A 17,613-nucleotide genomic window follows, 5' to 3' on the forward strand; every position below is an offset into this window, starting at 1 on the left:
CTTATGATGGGAACAATTAGATGGAATTTCGTTATTGGACTGGTCTCATTAGTAATTACTTTTATGAGTTCTATCACCCATAACATTTGGATGACTACTATCCTTAGAAGCGTTTATAGCTTTATTATTTTGTTTTTGCTCACTTTTTTGTTCAGATGGGTATTGGGTACGATGGCAGGGTTCAACAAATTAGCCGGAACTGACGAACAACAGGAAGCTGCAGACAAGGAAAAAGGGACGGCACTGGATTTATCCACTCCTGATGAAGAAGCGGCCTTGCATCAAATGCTCAAGGATTCGCTAGATCCTAATGCAAATGCTGTGGATCCTGGCTTTTCGCCATTGAATCCTCCTAAATTATCGACTAAAGGGAATTCCATGGAACCAGGAGAGATGGCTCAAGCTGTTCGTCGCATGACGGAAGAATAAGGGTGGTGACAACCGGTCATGATTCAACAAAAGTCGCATTTATCCAATATGGATGTTTGGAAGCAGTGGAAAGAAGAGGGGCTCATCCCTGCGAAGCAGTCTTTGATCGAGACATATCTGCCTTTGGTGGACTATGTCTCGAACCGGTTATCTATTGGATTACCTAAAAATGTGGCCAAAGAAGATTTGGCCAGTTTCGGAATTATGGGTCTGATCGACGCCATTGAAAAATTTGATTACCAACGTGGGTTACAATTTGAAACCTATGCGTCTTGGCGCATCCGGGGAGCTATCATTGACGGATTGCGTCAAGGAGACTGGGTTCCACGATCCATCAGGGAGAAATCCAAAAAAATTGAAGAAGCTTACCAAAAGCTGGAGCAGCAGTATTTACGCTCCGTTACCGATACCGAAATCAGCGCTTACCTTCAAGTGAGTGAGTCCGAATTTCAACAAATGGTTCAAGAAATTGCCATCACGACAGTTTGTTCGATTGATGACCCTATTCGTGAAGAAGATTCTGAGACTCGGCTTTCCTTATTAATAGATGAGAAGGCCAAGAATCCTGAATATAAAGTAAACGAGTTTTATTTGAAAGAAACCTTAGCCAAAGCAATTGAAAGGCTGACGGAAAAGGAAAGGACCGTCGTTTCTTTGTTTTATTTTGAAGAGCTATCGCTCAGTGAGATTGCAGAAGTTATGGCACTCTCGCCTTCACGTATTTCACAATTGCACTCCAAGGCGATTTTACGACTGCGCGGATCGCTTAGCCGGCACAAATCGCAGCTGTTCGAAGAATCCTAATTTTAGAAAGTGGGGGGCATAATGAGCAGTCAGACCATGCCTTTAAGCTATTTTATTGAAATCACTTTATCGGAAGATAAGCTGAGCGCTTACTTACAATTCAAAAATAGTGAAGATGGCTTAACATTCACCCTTACACAACTAGAGCAAGTGCTGGAATCATATCATGTTGTCCACGGCGTGGACCGGGGAAAGCTTGAAGAAATTGTAAAGTCACCAGAGGCTTATTTTTTAGCACAAACGTTGATAGCGCTCGGAACCCCCCCGGTTCCCGGGCAAGATGGACGTATAACGCTTATGCAAAATGTAAGCGCTGAGGCTAAAAAGCCGTCCGAGCTTGAGGATGGAACGGTCGATTTTCGTGAAGTTACTTCGATTAGTAATGTCCGCAAAGGGCAGCTTATTGCAAAACGGATGCCGGCTACAGAAGGTGTAGCTGGCAGAGCGGTAACCGGAGAGGCGATCCCGGCCAAAGAAGGCAAAGAAGCCAGACTGAAGCTAGGAAAAAATGTGGTGGCGGACCCGGAGCAGCTGGGTCTCTATGCCGCTATTGACGGTATGGTAACGAAGACGGACCGCGATAAAATTAATGTGTTCCCCGTTTATGAAGTCAATGGCGACGTTGACTATAGTGTAGGGAATATTGATTTTGTCGGAACCGTAGTCATCAGGGGGAACGTATTGACGGGCTTTAAGATCAAATGCTCCGGAGATATTCGCGTAACAGGGAGTGTGGAGGGAGCCGATCTGGATGCGGAAGGCTCAATTGAGATCAGTGCCGGTGTTCTTGGTCACAACAAAGGTGTGATTAAAGCCGGCAGCAGGGTGAAAAGCTCCTTTATTCAAGATGCGACTGTCATTGCGGATGAGGTGCTTGTTAGCCAAAGTATAATGCATTCGAACATACGCGCGGTCAAAAGCGTCATATGTAAAGGTACAAAAGGATTAATTGTTGGAGGAACCATCCAATCAGGAGAGTATGTTGCGGCGCGAACGATAGGAAACTCCATGTCCACAGCCACCGTCATAGAGGTCGGCGTTATTCCCGAGCTTCGCAATGAACTTACTCAGCTTCGAATTCAGCTAAAGGCCTCTCGAGACGGCATGGATAAGACGGAAAAAGCATTAATCCTATTAGATCAAATGGCTGCAGCTGGTAAATTGACTCCCGACAAAGTCGGTATGCGGGTAAAATTGAACCATACGAAGAAACAAACGATCGAAGAACAAACGGCGATGAAGGAAAGAATTTTGGAGATCGAGAAATCGCTCGAGGATTCCGAGAAAGCCAAGGTCGAGGTTGTCTCTACTATATATAGTGGAGCCAAAATTGTGATCGGACGTTATACCAAATTTATAAAGGATCCTGTTTCCCATGTGAAGTTCCAATTCGCTGACGGAGACATTGCAATGCTGCCGATCGTATAACGATCTACTGCTGGGGGGACTTACTATGAGCATGAAACCGGTTGAACTGCAATTTGCATTACACAAAAATGATGAAGCGGGCTTAAAGCAGAACCAACTGAATCATAAACCTGTAGAGGATCAGACACAATTGGCGGAAGCTGCCCTTAAACAGGCGGAGAGACAGCGTCAATCGCTTTCTAAAACGGAACAAACGAATCATGCCCTCATACGCGAGGGGGCCAAGGATTCATCATCCAAAGAGAAGAAAAAGAAAAAGCAGCAAGCTTCTGCCAGTTCTGATCCGAACCGCCCTCAGCCTGTAGACCGTCGTGAGCATCCATTTAAAGGCAAGCATATTGATTTAACCTTGTAGCAGCACACGTTTGTAAAACAACCAATAGAAATAAGGTGAATGGATTGGATCAGCCATGGGTATACATCGTTTTGTTCGGACTTGTGTTCATCGTGTATGCCAAAATTATGCCTAAATCAAGTGCAGAAAAAGGGCAGCAAAGTCCTTCCATACATGAAATTGAACAAACGATGGATCATTTCGCTTCGGAGCTTGAAGAACAAAATCGCGTGCTTCTGCAACAGTTAGCCGGGATGAAACAAGATTATGAATTGCAGGCCTCCAAGCTGGACGCAAGAGTGGAAAAGCTCGAGGCAGAGCAAGGAACGCTTCAACAGGAATACATGAAACTGAACGTGGCCTATGAGGAACTCGAACAGAAGAGTTTGCGTCAGACGGATCTTACTAGTGCCCCGCAATTTGTGAATGGCACGAATTTACAAAACGCTATTGACACGAATGAAGCTTCTCTCGAGGAGCAGCAGCCGGAACCCTCCTCCGTAAGTATGAAAGGGAGATACACCGAGCTTTTTGCCTTATACGAGCAGGGCAAGTCAACCGAATCGATAGCCAAGAAATTAAATATGACCAAGGGCGAAGTGAACCTCATTATACAACTGGCCAAGCAGGAGGAGAAGCTGCATGCTCAATAAAAAGTCATTGCTGTATGGTCTGGGCTGTGGCTTGATAGCCGGGGCGCTGCTTCTGCAGCTCATGAACAGCTCGTTAACGCCGCGGTCCTCCTCCGTACAAGACGGCCCTAAGCCTGAGGAAATGAGCCGTCAGCAGCTTAAAGAAGCCGCCTCCGCTTATTATCAGGTGTATGAGAAGGATCAGAAGCTTTATACACAGGCGCAATTAGATGCAACGCTCCAGCAAAAGCTGAAGGAGGAAAAGGAGAAGCAGCCGAGTCCGGCTTCGCCACCTGCTCAGACCGCCAGCAAGGAAACGTATATTTTTATATCCAAAGGGCTGACAGCAGGCAATGTAGCTGATTTACTGCAGCAAAGCGGTGTGATTTCGGACCGTAAAATGTTTGAGGATGCAATGGCTGCCAAGCAGTTGAATGATAAGATTGTGGCAGGGGTTCACGTGTTCAAAGGAACACTGGATTTGAATCAGGTTCTTATCAATATTACTTCCCAATAAAAAGTCGGACCAAGCCAGGGTTCCGGCTTTTGTTCTTTTCAGGGAAAATGTTGCATACACTTTTCAGTTGTGGTATATTAATTGACGGTGTTAAAACGCACGCTAATCAATTCGCATAATGGTGCTTCCGAACGGAAGTTTTATGTCGAAGATGCGACTAGCGGAGGAGACCCACAAAATAACCAATTTAGAGGAGGTGTGTGAAGATGGCAGTAATCTCCATGAAGCAGCTTTTGGAAGCTGGGGTACACTTCGGTCATCAAACCCGTCGTTGGAATCCGAAAATGGATCGTTACATCTTCACTGAAAGAAACGGCATTTACATTATCGACCTGCAAAAAACGGTCAAAAAGGTTGAGGAAGCTTACAATTTCGTTAAGTCGGTTGCCGACGAGAATGGTACGATTTTGTTCGTAGGTACTAAGAAGCAAGCTCAAGATTCCGTTGCGGAAGAAGCTGAGCGTTGCGGTATGTACTACATCAACCAACGCTGGTTGGGTGGTACTTTGACTAACTTCCAAACAATCCAAAAGCGTATCGATCGCTTGAAGCAATTGGAAAGATGGGAAGAAGACGGTACTTTCGAAGTTCTTCCTAAGAAAGAAGTTATTATTCTTCGCAAAGAAAAAGATCGCTTGGAGAAATTCCTGGGCGGTATTAAGAATATGAAGGGTCTTCCGAGCGCTTTGTTCGTTATCGATCCTCGTAAAGAGCGTATTGCTGTTGCAGAAGCTCGCAAATTGGGTATCCCAATTGTTGGTATCGTAGATACTAACTGTGACCCGGATGAAATCGATTATGTAATTCCAGGTAACGATGATGCAATCCGTGCCGTGAAATTGTTGACAGCTAAAATTGCTGACGCAGTTATCGAAGCACATCAAGGTGAACAAACAACAGCTTAATTGCTGAATAGGAAAGGGTGGTTCAAAGGTGCAAAATCCTTTCACCGCCCTTTTTTTAGGGCTACATATTCTAAATTATAAGGGAGGCCGAAACAGATGGCAGTTAATGCAGCATCGGTAAAAGAATTGCGTGAAAGAACAGGAGCAGGTATGCTCGATTGTAAGAAAGCTTTGGAAGAAGCAAATGGTGATTTGACCAAAGCGGCTGACATCCTTCGCGAAAAAGGTTTGTCCGCGGCAGCTAACAAAGCTGGACGTATCGCTACGGAAGGCGTGGTTGAGTCTTACATTCACGCTGGCGGCCGTATTGGCGTATTGGTAGAAGTGAACTGTGAAACGGACTTTGTTGGTAAAACAGACCAATTCCGTGAATTTGTAAGAGACGTTGCAATGCAAATCGCAGCGGCAAGCCCGCTGTACGTTCGTCGTGAAGAAGTACCGCAAGAAGCTCTTGACAAAGAGCGTGAAATTTTGACAGCTCAAGCTTTGAATGAAGGTAAACCGGCTAACATCGTTCAAAAAATGGTTGAAGGCCGTTTGGGCAAATACTACGAAGAATACTGCTTGATGGAGCAGCCTTTCGTTAAAGATCCAGACAAAACAATCAGTCAATTGGTTAACGAGAAAGTGGCTACAATTGGCGAGAATATCACAATCCGTCGTTTCGCTCGCTTTGAATTGGGTGAAGGTCTTGAGAAAAAACAAGAAAACTTCGCTGAAGAAGTTATGGCGCAAGTGAAAAAATAAGTAACCGGACTACAGTGCCTTACTGTAAGAACGGTTTTGGTTCATAAATAATAAGGGTGAAGAGGAAGCGAGTATTGACTTTCTCTTTACCCTCCAACATACGGAAATAAAAACGTGGGAACACTTTGTGTTCCTTCTTTTTTAAGGAATAGATGCAATATCAAACATAGCTGCTTTTGGAACGGGGGTATTCAGTTTGGAACGTCCTATCTTTAAACGGGTCATATTGAAATTGAGCGGAGAAGCTTTAGCAGGACAGCAAGGATACGGAATCGATTCGGATATGATCTCCTCGATCGCTCAACAGGTTAAAGAGGTTGTTGATTTGAACGTTGAGGTTGCCGTAGTTGTTGGCGGCGGAAACATCTGGAGAGGAATCGCGGGTAGTGCCAAAGGAATCGACCGGGCTACAGCGGACTACATGGGTATGCTGGCTACGGTAATGAACTCCTTGGCGCTGCAGGATGCGCTGGAGAATATCGATGTGCCTACCCGGGTACAAACATCGATTACGATGCAGCAGGTAGCGGAGCCATATATACGTCGCAGAGCGATTCGCCATTTGGAGAAGGGACGCGTCGTTATTTTTGCGGCAGGTACGGGCAATCCATATTTCTCTACGGATACAACAGCAGCATTAAGAGCGGCTGAAATCGAAGCGGAAGTCATTTTGATGGCGAAAAATAAAGTGGACGGCGTATACTCCGCCGATCCGTTTAAAGATGCCTCTGCCGAGAAATTCGAGACCTTGACTTATATGGAAGTGCTTAATAAAAACTTGGGTGTTATGGATTCTACAGCGTCTTCGCTTTGTATGGACAACAATATTCCGTTGATCGTGTTTTCCATTACCGAGAGCGGCAACATCAAGCGTGTTGTGCTCGGAGAGAAAATTGGTACGATTGTAAAAGGGAGTGTTTGATGAATGCCACAGTCAATTAAGAAAAATGCAGAAGAGCGTATGGACAAGGCTATCGGTGCTTTGAAAAGAGAATTGGCAAGCCTTCGCGCAGGCAGAGCGACACCTGCTTTGTTAGACCGAATTCAAGTGGAATATTACGGCGCTATGACGCCTGTAAATCAGCTTGCAAATATCAATATTCCGGATTCCCGGACATTAATGATTCAACCATGGGATAAAAGCTCGGTTTCTGCTATTGAAAAGGCGATCATGAAATCCGACCTGGGGCTCACGCCTTCTAATGATGGTTCGATGATCCGCATTGTTATCCCTGCACTAACAGAGGAACGCAGAGCCGAATTGGTTAAAATGACCAAGAAATATGGTGAAGAGGCAAAAGTTGCGATTCGTAACGTTCGTCGTGACGCAAACGATGACATTAAAAAGCTGGAGAAAAACGGTATTTCGGAAGATGAATCCCGTGGTCACCAGGAAGATATCCAGAAATTCACTGATAAATTCATTAGTGAAGTAGAGAAGGTATTGGCGGCTAAAGAGAAAGAAATCATGGAAGTATAACCGTAGAAGACCCCCTCTTGAGGGGGCTTTTAGTCTTTCCTTACTGGAGGCAAAAGAAATGATACCTTTCAAAAAATGGTTTGGTGGCGGCAAACAGCAAAATGACGAACTGATTGCAAAACTTGCTGCGGATAACATTCCGAACCATGTTGCGGTCATCATGGACGGTAACGGCCGATGGGCTCAAAAGCGTGGGCTGCCACGCGTAGCCGGACACCATTCCGGTATGAAAAATGTAAAAAAAATTACAATGGCAGCGGATGCTATCGGTGTCAAAGTGCTTACCCTATATGCTTTTTCGACAGAAAATTGGAAACGTCCCAAAGAAGAAGTCGAATACCTGATGAAGCTTCCGCTCGAATTTTTCCCCAAAGAAATCGAGGAGCTTATCGCGAACAATGTGCAAATCCGCATGACGGGATGGCAGGAGGGGCTGCCGGACTATACCTTGAAGGCAATTCAAGATGCGATTGACCAGACCCGCAATAATACAGGTCTTATATTAAATTTTGCTTTAAATTACGGAAGTCGCAAAGAAATGCTGTCCGGCGTCAAACGGCTTGCTCAGGATATGAGGACAGGGAAAATAGATGAGAATCAAGTGGACGAATCTTTATTTTCTTCTTATTTGCTGACACATCCGCTGCCAGATCCCGATTTATTGATTCGCACCAGCGGTGAGTTGAGAATCAGTAATTTTATGATGTGGCAGTTGGCTTACTCGGAGCTTTGGTTTACGGATTTATGTTGGCCTGAATTCAGCGAGCAGCATTTTTACGAGGCGATACAGGAATACCAACGTCGGGCCCGGAGATACGGCGGATTATAACGGCAGCAACTGGAGGAATCAATTTTGAAGCAGCGGATAATAACTGGGGTTATAGCGGGCGCCGCTTTCTTTCTATTACTTTATTTTGGTGCGTATTGGTTCACAACATTAATTCTTCTGCTTTCCCTCATTGGGATAGATGAATTTTTGCGGATGAACGGGTTAAAGAAGTTTAAGCTGACTACGCTAATTGCCTACCTGGGAACAGCGTGTCTTGCCTTTCCCTGGTCCCCTTCAAGTACATATTCACTATTTGCAATGGACCATATTACATGGTTATTTCTTTTCATATTTCTATGTATAACGGTTATTTCTAAAAATAAAGTGACCATTGATGAAGTAGCCATGGTATTTATCGGAATTGTATACGTAGGTGTAGGTTTCCATTATATGATCGAAACCCGCATGATTGAAAATGGGGGGCTTTTCTGGACGGTGCTCGTCTTTTTTTGCATTTGGGCAACGGATTCAGGAGCCTATTTTACAGGCTCTGCCTTTGGCAAGCATCCGCTTTGGCCAACGATTAGCCCTAAGAAGTCGATCGAGGGTGCTATTGGCGGGATTGTGATTTCAGTCATTGTGGCATGCGTATTCTCCTTTGCACGGCCTGATTTGCTTTCCTGGAACCAAGCTATCCTTTTAGGTGTGCTGATAGCTATTGTAGGGCAGTTAGGGGATCTGATGCAATCTGCATATAAACGAGTAAAGGGAATTAAGGACACCGGAACGATCCTTCCGGGGCATGGAGGCGTATTGGACCGTGTCGATAGCTGGTTGATCGTATTTCCCATGGTCCATCTGTTATCTTTAATTCCACACGCATAATTATCGGTTGAGGTGAAGCATGAAACGCATTGCCATACTTGGATCTACGGGCTCGATAGGTACTCAAACATTGGATGTGATAGCCCACCATCCGGAGCTGTATCAGATAGAGGCTCTAGCCGGCGGCTACAATATGACACTCTTGGCAGAACAGGTGAACCGTTTCCGGCCCAAGAAGGTTTCCGTTGCAACGAAAGCATTGGCGGAGCAGCTGAGTTCCAATGTTCCGAATGGGACCAAAGTATATTATGGTGAGGAAGGGCTTCTGGAAACAGCGTCCCAGACCGATGCAGATTTTGTAGTAACCGCTCTCGTCGGCAGTCAGGGCTTACGTCCGACCTTGGCAGCCATTGAAGCCGGGAAAGACATTGGTCTGGCGAATAAAGAAACCTTGGTAACGGCGGGCCATTTAGTTACGGAACGGATCGAGCGTCACGGCGTTCGTATGCTCCCTATTGACAGTGAACATTCGGCTATTTTCCAATGCTTGAATGGGGAGTCGGTAAAGGCGATCAACAAAATCACTTTGACTGCCTCGGGCGGTTCGTTCCGCGACAGGACCCGCGATGAGTTGCAGAATGTGACTGTTCAGGAAGCTCTGCAGCATCCGAATTGGTCTATGGGTGCTAAAATTACGATTGATTCGGCAACCATGGTGAACAAGGGGCTGGAAGTCATAGAGGCCTTTTGGTTATTCGGACAGCCATATTCCAAGATTGAAGTGCTGATTCATCCAGAAAGTATTATACACTCTTTTGTAGAGTTTGCGGATTACAGTATCATGGCGCAGATGGGAAACCCGGACATGCGAGTGCCGATTCAATATGCATTGACCTATCCTGATCGTCTGCCTTCTCCTAGTCAACCGTTGAATTTGGCTCAAGTGGGTAAACTACATTTCCGTGAAATGGATTACGACAGATATCCTTGCTTGAAAATGGCGTTTGACAGCGGCAGAGCCGGGGGAACGGCAACAACTGTTTTCAATGCGGCGAACGAAGCTGCCGTCGATATGTTTCTAAAAGATGAGATTCGCTTTCTTCAGATTGAAGACATTATTGCGAAAGTGCTGGATCAACATGAAATCGCCGCTTCTCCAACCTTGGAACAAATTATTGAAGCGGACCATTGGGCCAGGGAAGCGGCTCGTAAAAGTATTTAACCGTTTTCTTGTTTTTCCTTAGCATGATTTGAAGGACAAGGTAATATGTTCATATCATGGCTCAGCTTGTATTCGTATCGTAAATAATGTTAATCTTATTACCAAGAAAGCAGAGCCGTAAGCTTAGAACAAGTCTAGAGGAATCGATTGCTCAAGGGAGGACGTTGCAAATTGGCTACATTGCAGAATGCATTTCAAATTATACTCTTGTTTTTTGTCTTGGTGACGATACATGAATGGGGTCACTTTTACTTTGCCAAACGTGCGGGGATTCTCGTTCGTGAATTCGCGATCGGCTTCGGACCGAAGCTTCTCTCTTTCAAAAAAGGGGAGACCCGTTATACGCTGCGTCTTTTGCCGATCGGTGGATTCGTCCGTATGGCTGGGGAGGACCCTGAGATTGTGCAGATTAATCCCGGACAGCGAATTGCCTTGGCATTGAATAATAATGAAGTAACTCATATTTATTTGAACGATTTTGACCAGCGCTCGAATGCGGTGGAAGGCGTTGTGGAAGAGATTGATCTGGAGCGCCGTTTGTTCATCAAGCTTGACTTGGACGGGGAAATGAAGCAGTATGCGGTTCATCCTCAAGCCATGATGGTCAGTAAGGATAAGGAAACTCAAATTGCCCCTTGGGATCGCCAATTCGGCAGCAAAACGGTCGGTCAACGTGCGTTGTCCATCTTTGCAGGGCCGATGATGAACTTTATTCTGGCTTTTGTTCTTTTTGTTACGGTCGTTTTTATGGCCGGTGTGCCGGATAAAGTGAAGATTCAAAGCACAGTGGCGGGGTCGCCTGCGGAAAAAGCGGGATTGCTCGCTAACGATATCATTTTAAATGTGAACAATGAGCCGATCGGTGCGGATCGCAATAAATTAACGTCGTTAATTAAACAGTCTGTGAATAAACCGATGATCTGGATCATCGAACGGAATAAAGAACAGATTCGTAAAGAGGTAACACCCGAGGATAAAGGCGGAGGCCTTGTTGGGGTTACATTAATGGCGGAGACGAGGAAAGCAACGGTTGGTGATGCATTCAGCAACGGCTGGAGCAGCCTCACCTCGGCCACCATGTCGATCCTTGACAGCTTCGGTAAGCTGGTGACCTTACAGTTCAAGATGGATGACTTGGGTGGTCCGGTCCGCATTGTAGAGTTCACTAGCGAACAAGCAAGCGCGGGGATTGCTCAATATACATTCTGGGCGGGTCTAATGAGCTTGTACCTAGGGCTGTTTAACCTGCTTCCTTTCCCGGCCTTGGATGGCAGCAGGCTTGTGTTCCTCGGGTTTGAAGCACTCCGCGGCAAGCCAGTGGATCCGAATCGGGAGAGCATCGTTCATTTCGTTGGTTTTGCAATGCTGATGCTTTTGATGATTGCTGTAACATATAATGATATTTTACGATTAATTAAAGGGTAGCGCTCGGCACTTCAAGTGCAAGCCGTACGTTTAGGGGGATTACACCAATCATGTCGAAAGAAAAGCAATTTGTGAAGGAGATTACGCCACAGAGCGAGGATTTCTCCAGATGGTATATTGACGTTATTAAAAAAGCGGATTTGATGAGCTACTCCCCGGTTCGGGGTTGTATCGTATTCAAGCCGGACAGCTATGAAATTTGGGAAAATATTCAGCGCGAGCTGGATGCCCGGTTTAAAGAAACAGGGCACCGCAACGCGTATTTCCCGATCTTTATTCCGGAAAGCTTTTTCAATAAGGAAAAGGAGCATGTAGAGGGATTCAATCCCGAGCTGCCTTGGGTCACGGAAGCGGGCGGAGAAAAGCTGGAGGAAAGACTGGCAATTCGTCCTACTTCGGAGACGATGATTGGACACATGTATGCGGAATGGATCAATTCGTATCGTGATTTGCCTTTGCTGATCAATCAATGGGCGAACGTTGTTCGTTGGGAGAAGCGTACTCAACCTTTTTTACGGACGAGCGAGTTTTTATGGCAGGAAGGCCATACTGCTCATGAGGATGAGGCGGATGCTCGCCGCGAAACGATGCAGATGCTTGAAACCTACCGTGATTTTGCAGAAAATTTCTTAGCAATCCCTGTTATTGTCGGTCAAAAAACACCTTCAGAGAAATTTGCGGGTGCAGTGGATACGTACTCCATCGAAGCGATGATGAAAGATGGCAAAGCAGTACAAGCAGGCACATCCCATTATTTAGGCACCAATTTTGCCGTTGCTTTTGACATCAAATACTTAGACCGTGAAAACCAGCATCAGTTTTGTCATACGACGTCATGGGGAGTAAGCACCCGTTTGATCGGTGCGTTAATCATGGTTCATGGAGACGACAGAGGCCTGGCTTTGCCGCCGAAAGTTGCCCCTACACAGGTTATCATGATTCCAATCGGGCCTCCCAAGACAAGAGAGCAGGTCGTAGGGCGTGTAGACGAATTGTTCGCTCAATTGAAGCAAGCGGGAGTTCGGGTGAAGGTGGATGACCGACCGGATCAAAGCCCTGGCTGGAAATTCAATGAATATGAAATGCGCGGCGTACCGATTCGTGTAGAGCTGGGGCCTCGCGATATGGAGAATGGACAAGTTGTACTCGTTTCACGTATTTCCGGTGAGAAGAAAATCGTGAAGCAGGAAAACTTTGTCGAAGAAGTGCAAAACATGCTGGCGGAAATTCATCAACAAATGTATGATAGAGCTAAGCAGTTCCGCGACGACAATTTCACTTCGGTTGACAGCTTGGACGAGTTCAAGGCGTTTTTGGAGCAGCAACGCGGCTTTGCTCTTGCAGGCTGGTGCGGCTCCGATGCTTGTGAAGCTCAGGTGAAGGATGAGACAGGTGCAACAAGCCGTAACATTCCTTTTGAACCAAGTGAACATAAAAAAACATGCCTTGTATGCGGCGAATCGGCCAAGCATACGGTCGTGTTCGGCAGAGCTTATTAATTCCAGATGGTTAACAAGGGCAAATCGGAAGTCTTCATCTCCTGTTTGCCCTTTGTATTTTTAGGTAATGAACCGGAGCAGACAAGCACTGATCCTACAGAAAATCGGTTGGTGAAGCCGAGTGGTCGGTGAACTGTTCAGTGAGTATTTTAGGGGAGGACGTTCATGAGCAGTACAGCATTGAAGAGGGAACGGTTTGAGATGCTGATGCAGCAGGCACATGTACCTGCCGATATCATCCAGGCTTTTTTTCAAGACGGCTATATCGATAGGGTGGAAACAAGCAGAAAGAATAGGGAATGGACTTTTTTTATCGCCAAAAGCAGTATCGTGCCGCAAGACATTTATCGCTCTTTTTGTAAAATGATTCGGGACAAATTCGCCCACATAGCAGCCATACGCTTCATGCTTCGCTACAGTGAAGAGGTTGATCCATCTGCTGTGGCACATGAGTACTGGGGGATGTTTGTGGAATGGGTTCAGCGGGAGGCCGCATCGGTTAACGGCTGGATGACCAGAGCCAAAATTGAGGTGCAGGGTACGCAGTTGACGCTTATTTTGCTGGATTCGATTGGGCTGGAGCTTGCAAAAAAGAAAAATATAGGACAATGGGTCCAAACGTATTTTCAGGATTTTTTTGGTGTAGAGCTGCAGGTCCGGTATGCGATGAACGAGGATCGTCAAGAAGAATACGACAAATTCGCTCAAAATATTAAAGAAGAAGAAAAAGTAGTTACACAAGAAATTATAACCTCCATCGAAGCGGAGAATGAGGCAGAGGGCGAAGAACTGCCGGAAGCTGAATTGAAGCTGATGGTAGGCTATGACATTAAGGATGCGCCAATTCCGATTCAAATGATTCAGGACGAGGAAAAGAAAATTACGCTGCAGGGCGCCGTATTTGGAATCGAGTCCAAGGAATTACGGAATGGCAACACCCTGTTTACGTTCAATATAACGGATTTCACCGATTCTTTAATGATCAAAGCATTTGCCAAAACGAAGGAAGACGTCAAAATTTATAGTCTGATTCAAAATGGAACTTGGCTGAAGCTCCGCGGCAAGGTGGAATATGACCGGTTCATGCAAATTCCTGAATTAGTCATGATTCCTAATGATATTAATGAAGTTAAGGCACCGCCGGATCGGAAGGACGATGCGCCCGAGAAGCGCGTGGAGTTTCATCTTCATACGACGATGAGTACGATGGACGGGATTACACCGGTAGATCAGTATATTAAGACGGCCGCCAAATGGGGGCACAAAGCAATAGCTATTACGGATCACAGCGGTATTCAATGCTACCCGGACGCTTACAAGGCATCAAAGAAGCATGGTATCAAAGTCATCTACGGGCTTGAAGCCAATGTAGTCGATGATGGCGTTCCTGTTGTTGTGAATGCGAAGGGACAGGATTTGAAGGAAGCTGAGTATGTCATATTCGATATTGAGACCACGGGTCTTTCAATTGTGAACAATAGGATTATCGAGCTGGCCGGCGTGAAAATGAAGGACGGCAAAGAGATAGACCGTTTCGCAACGTTCATTAATCCGCATGAAAAAATTCCTTATAACATTCAACAGTTAACGAATATTACCGATGAAATGGTTCACGATGCTCCGGAGCTGGAAGAGATGCTTCCCAAGTTTTTAGAGTTTGTAGGCGATAGCATTCTGGTCGCTCATAACGCCCGGTTCGATATGGGTTTTATTCACGCCAATTGCAAGCAGTTAGGGCTGCCGGAGGTAAAGAATACCTCACTTGATACATTGGAGCTGGCGCGGCTGCTGTTTCCTACCATGAAGAATCACCGTTTGAACACGTTAGCCGATAAGTTCAAGATCGGTTTGGATAATCATCACCGTGCGATTGACGACTCTATCGCTTTGGGACATATTTTGTTTAACTTAATTAAAGAAGCGACAGAAAACAGCTACAAAATCATAGACCAGCTGAATGACAATGTCGGTAAAAGCTTGAAAAACACAAGACCGTTTCATTGCTGTATTTATGCAAAAAATCCGGTCGGCAAGAAAAACTTGTTTAGTCTCGTGTCGCTGTCTCATACGGAATATTTTCACCGGGTGGCCTGCATTCCTAAAAGCTTGTTGATGACGATGAGAGAAGGGTTGATCATCACATCTGGCTGTGAGAAAGGCGAGTTCTATGAAGCCGTACTGAACAAAACGGTGGAAGAGGCCGAGCAGGTGGCGGAATTCTACGATATTCTTGAAATTCAACCTCTAACCGTGAATATGCATTTGGTGGATAAAGGTTTGGTGGGCAGCAAGGAACAGCTGGAGGATGCGAACCGCCGGGTATTGCAAATCGGGCGTAAGCTGAATAAGCCGGTCATTGCAACGGGAAATGTGCATTATTTGAATCCACGTGACAAAATAAGCCGGGATATTACCATCCATGGGATTACAGGCTTTAGTCCATTGAAAGATATGCGCAAGCCGGATGTTCACTTTCGAACAACCAAGGAAATGCTGGCGGAATTTGAGTATTTGGGCGAGGAAGCTGCGTACGATGTGGTCATTAGAAATACGAATGAATTGGCGGACCAATTCGAGGAGCTGGAGCTGTTTCCGACCAAGCTGTTCACTCCTATTATCGAGGGAGCGGATGAAGAGATCCGAACCAAGTGCTACGATACCGCAAAGCGGATCTACGGGGAGCCTGTACCGGATGTTGTGACGGCCCGCTTGGAGAAGGAATTGGTGCCGATTATTAAATACGGCTTCTCCGCCAACTATTTGATCTCTGAACGGCTGGTAAAGAAATCGAACGAAGATGGCTATCTGGTCGGATCCAGGGGATCTGTAGGCTCGTCCGTCGTTGCGACCTTCCTTGGTATATCCGAGGTAAATCCACTGCCGCCGCATTATATTTGCACCTGCAATTACAGCGAATGGATTCTGGATGGAAGCATCCCGAGCGGCTTCGACTTACCTGATAAGGATTGCCCGAAGTGCGGGTCCAAGCTGAAAGGGGAAGGGCAGGACATTCCGTTCGAAACGTTCCTTGGCTTTAAAGGGGATAAGGTTCCCGATATCGATTTGAACTTTTCCGGGGAATATCAGCCGGTTGCGCATAACTATACCAAAGTTTTGTTTGGTGAGAAAAATGTGTTCCGGGCAGGTACCATAGGCACTGTTGCTGAAAAAACCGCTTATGGCTATGTGAAAAAGTATGAAGAAGATCAAGGCAAAAAGTGGCGTGGGGCTGAGGTGCTGCGTCTGGCCTCCGGATGTACCGGTGTGAAACGGAGTACAGGCCAGCATCCAGGCGGGATTGTTGTTGTTCCGGATTATATTGATGTAGATGACATCACCCCAGTTCAGTATCCAGCTGATGATACAAGTGCGGAATGGAAAACGACCCATTTTGATTATCATGCTTTTGACGCCAATCTGCTCAAGCTGGACATTCTGGGTCATGATGACCCGACGATGATGCGGATGCTGCAGGATTTGACGGGTGTCGACCCGACGACGATCCCCATGAACGATCCGAAGGTCATGAGTATTTTTAACTCGACGGATGCGTTGGGGGTACCCCCCGAAAAAATTCGTACACCCGTTGCTACGTATGGTGTTCCGGAGATGGGAACGAAGTTCGTAAGACAGATGCTTCAGGAAACGCAGCCGTCATCGTTTGCCGACCTTCTGCAAATTTCCGGGCTGTCCCATGGAACGGGCGTGTGGCTTGGAAATGCCCAAGAGCTGATCAAGAAGGGTACCTGCAATATTAAGACCGTTATTGGTTGTCGGGATGATATCATGCTTTATCTCATCTACAAAGCGGGAATGGATGCCGGTCTTGCGTTTAAGATTACGGAGAGTGTGCGTAAAGGTAAGGGCTTGACTCCGGAATGGAAAGAAGATATGAAGAAGCACAATGTACCTGCTTGGTATATTGAATCGTGCGAACGTATCGAATACATGTTCCCGAAAGCTCACGCCGCTGCTTATGTTATCTCGGCTGTACGAACGGCTTTCTTTAAGCTGTATTATCCTATCGCATATTATGCTACGTACTTTACCGTTCGTGCGGAGGACTTTGAATTGGATCTTCTGTGCCAGGGCTATGATGCGATTCTTCGCAGATTGATCGAGATTGAAGAGAAGGGCTTCCAGGCGCTGCCAAAGGAAAAAGCGATGATTTCGATTCTTGAAATGGCGCTGGAAATGACAGCTAGAGGCTTCTCCTTCAAGCCTATTGATTTGTACCGTTCCGATGCGACAAAGTTTTTGGTTGACGGTGATTCCTTGATCCCGCCATTTGCGGCGATTGGGGGCATTGGGGAGAATGCGGCCAAAAATATCGCGGCGGCCAAAGATGCGGGGCCGTTCCTGTCCATTGAGGACTTCCAGGGACGCAGTAAGGCTTCCAAGACGATAGTCGAAATTCTAGGCTCGATGGGCTGCTTCCGCGGCTTGCCTGAATCGAATCAGCTATCGCTGTTTTAAATGAACCAAGGCACTCATCATATTGCATACCTATAAGCCTTATGGTATAATCTTCTTTGGTAACAATGTAATATGTTCCGATCTTAGAGAGTGGGGAAACCCACTCTTTACATTTTGTTAC

Annotated in this window: 16 protein-coding genes; all 16 read left to right on the forward strand. The window is 46.0% G+C overall.

What is annotated here, in order from left to right:
• Nucleotides 1–3 precede the first annotated feature (3 nt).
• The 16 genes from CF651_RS19510 (at nucleotide 4) to CF651_RS19585 (ending at nucleotide 17,492) form a co-directional block, all read left to right on the forward strand.
• Nucleotides 4–429 carry a hypothetical protein gene (locus CF651_RS19510; RefSeq protein ID WP_094016547.1) on the forward strand — a complete coding sequence of 142 codons (426 nt, stop codon included), beginning with the start codon at nucleotides 4–6 and terminating at the stop codon, nucleotides 427–429.
• Nucleotides 430–447: 18 nt separating this feature from the next.
• Complete coding sequence (locus CF651_RS19515; protein ID WP_094016548.1) at nucleotides 448–1,233, forward strand: FliA/WhiG family RNA polymerase sigma factor; 786 nt, start codon at nucleotides 448–450, stop codon at nucleotides 1,231–1,233.
• A gap of 21 nt (nucleotides 1,234–1,254) precedes the next feature.
• Nucleotides 1,255–2,661 carry a flagellar assembly protein A gene (locus CF651_RS19520; protein ID WP_094016549.1) on the forward strand — a complete coding sequence of 469 codons (1,407 nt, stop codon included), beginning with the start codon at nucleotides 1,255–1,257 and terminating at the stop codon, nucleotides 2,659–2,661.
• A gap of 25 nt (nucleotides 2,662–2,686) precedes the next feature.
• Nucleotides 2,687–3,016: a hypothetical protein gene (locus tag CF651_RS19525; protein WP_094016550.1), complete on the forward strand. Its 330-nt coding sequence runs from the start codon at nucleotides 2,687–2,689 to the stop codon at nucleotides 3,014–3,016.
• Between the two features lie 44 nt (nucleotides 3,017–3,060).
• The gene (locus CF651_RS19530; RefSeq protein WP_094016551.1) at nucleotides 3,061–3,648 is read left to right on the forward strand and encodes a DUF6115 domain-containing protein; all 588 of its coding nucleotides are present in this window, start codon (nucleotides 3,061–3,063) and stop codon (nucleotides 3,646–3,648) included.
• Entirely contained in the window at nucleotides 3,638–4,144 is a 507-nt protein-coding gene (locus CF651_RS19535; RefSeq protein ID WP_094016552.1) for a hypothetical protein, read from the forward strand. The genes CF651_RS19530 and CF651_RS19535 overlap by 11 nt, the downstream gene beginning before the upstream one ends.
• A gap of 206 nt (nucleotides 4,145–4,350) precedes the next feature.
• The gene (rpsB, locus tag CF651_RS19540; RefSeq protein ID WP_094016553.1) at nucleotides 4,351–5,049 is read left to right on the forward strand and encodes a 30S ribosomal protein S2; all 699 of its coding nucleotides are present in this window, start codon (nucleotides 4,351–4,353) and stop codon (nucleotides 5,047–5,049) included.
• Nucleotides 5,050–5,145: 96 nt separating this feature from the next.
• Nucleotides 5,146–5,796 carry a translation elongation factor Ts gene (gene tsf, locus CF651_RS19545; RefSeq protein ID WP_094016554.1) on the forward strand — a complete coding sequence of 217 codons (651 nt, stop codon included), beginning with the start codon at nucleotides 5,146–5,148 and terminating at the stop codon, nucleotides 5,794–5,796.
• A 196-nt stretch (nucleotides 5,797–5,992) separates the two neighbouring features.
• The gene (gene pyrH / locus CF651_RS19550; protein ID WP_094016555.1) at nucleotides 5,993–6,718 is read left to right on the forward strand and encodes a UMP kinase; all 726 of its coding nucleotides are present in this window, start codon (nucleotides 5,993–5,995) and stop codon (nucleotides 6,716–6,718) included.
• 3 nt (nucleotides 6,719–6,721) lie between these two features.
• Entirely contained in the window at nucleotides 6,722–7,276 is a 555-nt protein-coding gene (gene frr / locus CF651_RS19555) for a ribosome recycling factor (RefSeq protein WP_094016556.1), read from the forward strand.
• 58 nt (nucleotides 7,277–7,334) lie between these two features.
• Nucleotides 7,335–8,105 carry an undecaprenyl pyrophosphate synthase gene (locus CF651_RS19560; protein WP_094016557.1) on the forward strand — a complete coding sequence of 257 codons (771 nt, stop codon included), beginning with the start codon at nucleotides 7,335–7,337 and terminating at the stop codon, nucleotides 8,103–8,105.
• Nucleotides 8,106–8,129: 24 nt separating this feature from the next.
• Nucleotides 8,130–8,930: a phosphatidate cytidylyltransferase gene (locus CF651_RS19565; protein WP_094016558.1), complete on the forward strand. Its 801-nt coding sequence runs from the start codon at nucleotides 8,130–8,132 to the stop codon at nucleotides 8,928–8,930.
• 19 nt (nucleotides 8,931–8,949) lie between these two features.
• Complete coding sequence (locus CF651_RS19570; protein ID WP_094016559.1) at nucleotides 8,950–10,092, forward strand: 1-deoxy-D-xylulose-5-phosphate reductoisomerase; 1,143 nt, start codon at nucleotides 8,950–8,952, stop codon at nucleotides 10,090–10,092.
• Nucleotides 10,093–10,263: 171 nt separating this feature from the next.
• Complete coding sequence (gene rseP, locus CF651_RS19575; protein ID WP_094016560.1) at nucleotides 10,264–11,517, forward strand: RIP metalloprotease RseP; 1,254 nt, start codon at nucleotides 10,264–10,266, stop codon at nucleotides 11,515–11,517.
• A gap of 50 nt (nucleotides 11,518–11,567) precedes the next feature.
• On the forward strand, nucleotides 11,568–13,016 hold the full coding sequence (gene proS / locus CF651_RS19580) for a proline--tRNA ligase (protein ID WP_094016561.1): 1,449 nt from the start codon (nucleotides 11,568–11,570) through the stop codon (nucleotides 13,014–13,016).
• A gap of 165 nt (nucleotides 13,017–13,181) precedes the next feature.
• On the forward strand, nucleotides 13,182–17,492 hold the full coding sequence (locus tag CF651_RS19585; protein WP_094016562.1) for a PolC-type DNA polymerase III: 4,311 nt from the start codon (nucleotides 13,182–13,184) through the stop codon (nucleotides 17,490–17,492).
• Nucleotides 17,493–17,613: the final 121 nt, after the last annotated feature.

Origin of the sequence: Paenibacillus rigui (genome assembly GCF_002234615.1) — a bacterium.
In the GTDB taxonomy this organism is placed as follows: domain Bacteria; phylum Bacillota; class Bacilli; order Paenibacillales; family NBRC-103111; genus Paenibacillus_S; species Paenibacillus_S rigui.

Excerpts from the sequence above, each read along its gene's own strand:
- CF651_RS19510 (WP_094016547.1), top strand. The coding sequence starts at position 4 with ATGATGGGAACAATTAGATGGAATTTCGTTATTGGACTGGTCTCATTA.
- CF651_RS19515 (WP_094016548.1), top strand. The coding sequence starts at position 448 with ATGATTCAACAAAAGTCGCATTTATCCAATATGGATGTTTGGAAGCAG.
- CF651_RS19520 (WP_094016549.1), top strand. The coding sequence starts at position 1,255 with ATGAGCAGTCAGACCATGCCTTTAAGCTATTTTATTGAAATCACTTTA.
- CF651_RS19525 (WP_094016550.1), top strand. The coding sequence starts at position 2,687 with ATGAGCATGAAACCGGTTGAACTGCAATTTGCATTACACAAAAATGAT.
- CF651_RS19535 (WP_094016552.1), top strand. The coding sequence starts at position 3,638 with ATGCTCAATAAAAAGTCATTGCTGTATGGTCTGGGCTGTGGCTTGATA.
- rpsB (WP_094016553.1), top strand. The coding sequence starts at position 4,351 with ATGGCAGTAATCTCCATGAAGCAGCTTTTGGAAGCTGGGGTACACTTC.
- tsf (WP_094016554.1), top strand. The coding sequence starts at position 5,146 with ATGGCAGTTAATGCAGCATCGGTAAAAGAATTGCGTGAAAGAACAGGA.
- frr (WP_094016556.1), top strand. The coding sequence starts at position 6,722 with ATGCCACAGTCAATTAAGAAAAATGCAGAAGAGCGTATGGACAAGGCT.
- CF651_RS19560 (WP_094016557.1), top strand. The coding sequence starts at position 7,335 with ATGATACCTTTCAAAAAATGGTTTGGTGGCGGCAAACAGCAAAATGAC.
- CF651_RS19570 (WP_094016559.1), top strand. The coding sequence starts at position 8,950 with ATGAAACGCATTGCCATACTTGGATCTACGGGCTCGATAGGTACTCAA.
- proS (WP_094016561.1), top strand. The coding sequence starts at position 11,568 with ATGTCGAAAGAAAAGCAATTTGTGAAGGAGATTACGCCACAGAGCGAG.
- CF651_RS19585 (WP_094016562.1), top strand. The coding sequence starts at position 13,182 with ATGAGCAGTACAGCATTGAAGAGGGAACGGTTTGAGATGCTGATGCAG.